Source organism: Effusibacillus lacus, assembly GCF_002335525.1.
Lineage (GTDB): Bacteria > Bacillota > Bacilli > Tumebacillales > Effusibacillaceae > Effusibacillus > Effusibacillus lacus.
The window spans coordinates 62,118-62,756 of record NZ_BDUF01000095.1 but is presented as its reverse complement, the minus strand read 5'-3'; the positions used below and the strand labels follow the sequence as shown (position 1 = coordinate 62,756).

At 53.4% G+C, this 639-nt stretch carries 1 pseudogene; it reads right to left on the bottom strand.

Going from position 1 to position 639, the window contains the following annotated elements:
- A pseudogene (locus EFBL_RS21440) lies at positions 1-639 on the bottom strand (Sec-dependent nitrous-oxide reductase); the annotation flags it as partial.

The following is a 639-nucleotide window of genomic DNA, read 5'->3' as shown; positions in this document are numbered from 1 at the left end:
TGTTCAAAGCCACGATGTATTTGCCGTCCGGACTTACACTGTCCCCTTCCGCCGCCACAGAGTGGCCGGGTGAATACTGAACCGGTACGCGGTCAACCGTTTCGCCCGTTTCCACGTTCCACTTCACGATTTCAGATGAGATGAACATGGTGGTGTATGCAAAACCCTTGTCGTCAAACTGGGTGTGCAACGGTCCCAGGGCGTTGGGCGGGTTCACTTCCCGTTCCATGACCGATGCGTAGTCAAGAACCGGAATCCCGTACTTCTCACCGTCAAACTTCTTGTTCTTGATTGCTTCAAACGCTTTCTCAAAGGAGAATACAGTCATGGCAGGAGCCAGTTTGCCGGAGGCGATGAATCGCTTGCCGTCGGGAGTTACGTCAACCCCGTGCGGGGACTTGGCAACCGGCACCAGGTAGATGGCCCCTTTGTGCTTTGCCGGGTTGACAATCTTGGCCCCGTTGACTGTGTCATACTTGCCTTCCTTGACCATCTTCTCTAGCTCTTTCCAGTTGAAGAGCACGATATAGTCCCGGTCTTTCTGGGATGCGTTGATTTCCAGGTTTGTGGTTGCTTCTTCCGTATTGTAAGTGGTCAATACGGCCCAATCGGCAGATGTTTTCTTGCCGGCGTCGGACA